General features: G+C 45.2%; 2 protein-coding genes. One reads left to right on the top strand and one right to left on the bottom strand.

Annotated elements, in window-relative coordinates:
* The coding region (locus H6F50_RS07455; protein ID WP_190428024.1) for a sugar ABC transporter permease at nt 1–548 on the top strand (548 nt) is incomplete at its 5' end.
* A 227-nt stretch (nt 549–775) separates the two neighbouring features.
* Here H6F50_RS07455 and H6F50_RS07450 read toward each other — a convergent pair.
* On the bottom strand, nt 776–1,708 hold the full coding sequence (locus tag H6F50_RS07450; protein WP_190428023.1) for a hypothetical protein: 933 nt from the start codon (nt 1,706–1,708) through the stop codon (nt 776–778).
* Nucleotides 1,709–1,812: the final 104 nt, after the last annotated feature.

Below are 1,812 nucleotides of genomic sequence, written 5' to 3'. Positions count from 1 at the left end.
CCTATTTTATCCCCTCAATCGTTAGTCTTGTGGCAGCTGGTTTGGGGTTTCGCTGGTTGTTTCAAACCGAAGGGCCAGTAAACGCATTTCTAAATGCTATCGGAATTGAACCGATTTCCTGGCTGGGTAGCACGTTTTGGGCGATGCCAGTGCTGATTTTGTTAAGCATTTGGAAGCAATTGGGTTTCAATATGGTGGTGTTTTTGGCAGGGTTGCAGGCGATTCCCTCCAGTCGCTATGAAGCGGCAGAACTAGATGGTGCCAATTCCTGGCAGCAATTTTGGTACATTACCCTGCCAGGATTGCGCCCGACTCTCATCTTTGCCACCGTCACGACGGCTATTTTTACCCTGCGGAGTTTCGAGCAAGTTTACGTTATTACCGGCGGTGGGCCATTAAACTCGACTAATTTGCTGGTTTACTACATCTACGACCAAGCGTTTGCCCAATTTGATTTTGGTTATGCCGCAGCGGCGGCAACTGTGCTGTTAGCAGTAACGCTAGTGTTAGTGTATTTTCAGCTAAAAACTTGGGGAGAAGAAGCTTAGGAATTGTGTTTATCGTCTACATCAAGTTAGCCATTTCCGATGAGGTAAGTTTGTCTAAGTTTGTTGAGCAAGGCTATAGCAATCCAATGTGAAATTTATCTTTGTTGTTTTTAACGAACCGCAGAGGACGCAGAGGGCGCAGAGAGAAGAGAAGAAGAGAGAAAGAATGGTGTTGCGAGTGAAATTAGGATTGCTATAGGTATGCTCAAGGGGTTGAATTCATTGTGTTAGAGAACTTCTACCCAGAAATCAGCGGTAACAATCTTACCGTTGCGGTTAAACTGACCCCAGAGTTTATATTTTCCTGGTTCGGGAAATTTGGTATGGAAAAGAACCTGACCTTCAGGAGTATCTTTCATGGCATGGGCGTGAATGTAATCTGCGGCTGTTAAGCTTGGTGACTGTCGGAGAATGACTAAATGACCTTTTTCTCCTAAGTACGGTTGCAAGTCTTTGACGGGTTGAGTGTTAGAAGCGTCTCGCAGATCAAACGTTAAGGTAACATCTTTACCTGCTTTGAGGGTTGACTCAGAAAATACAAGATTCGCTTTTGTATTTCCGAAAGTTTTAAACCGATTTAGATCGATTGCTGGCGCAGATAAAATTTTACCAGGAATCTGTGTTTTTACTGCCGAGACTTGTTCCTTTTGACCGGCTGGTTTGTAGTCATTCAAAAGAGTGTAGTTACCCGGTTGAGGAAAACTTGCCTCGACTTCAAAACGCCCATTCTGCTTGTATGTGGGATGAAGATGGCTGAAATACTGGAGATCGTCACTGACAACAATCAAGTGCATCAGTTTTTCTTGAAAAGTGTCAAACTTAGCGATCGCTTTCCCGGATTTGTCTTGAATATCAATCGCTAAAGAAACGGGTTTGTTTGGGGTAATTGTTCCTTGAATCGTCAGCTTCGCCTGCGCTGCCTCAGTTTCAGGCATCGATTCGTGCGCCGATTCGTGCTTCGATCCGTGCCCCATCTGATGTCCCTCATGAGGGTCGCCTCCAGCCGCATGATGCCCCTTATGGGAGTCATTCCTAGTGTTTGTAGAGGTCGCTTGCATCGTTCCATCCTTCATTTTCATCGTATGAGTGACTGCGCCTGTAGCGATCGCGCTTCCTGCCACTAAACCAACCAAACCCAAAAGCATTGACTTATTTTTCATTATTTTACTCCTCTTGATTTGCCGTTCCGGCTGCTTTTACTTCCAAGACACCTCTAGCCATATTCATTCCACAGGTAAAGGGATATTCGCCTGGGGTTTTTGGT

Source organism: Coleofasciculus sp. FACHB-712, from assembly GCF_014695635.1.
In the GTDB taxonomy this organism is placed as follows: Bacteria; Cyanobacteriota; Cyanobacteriia; order Cyanobacteriales; family FACHB-T130; genus FACHB-T130.
The sequence above is the reverse complement of the archived record's forward strand: the minus strand, read 5'-3'. Positions and strand labels throughout refer to the sequence as shown.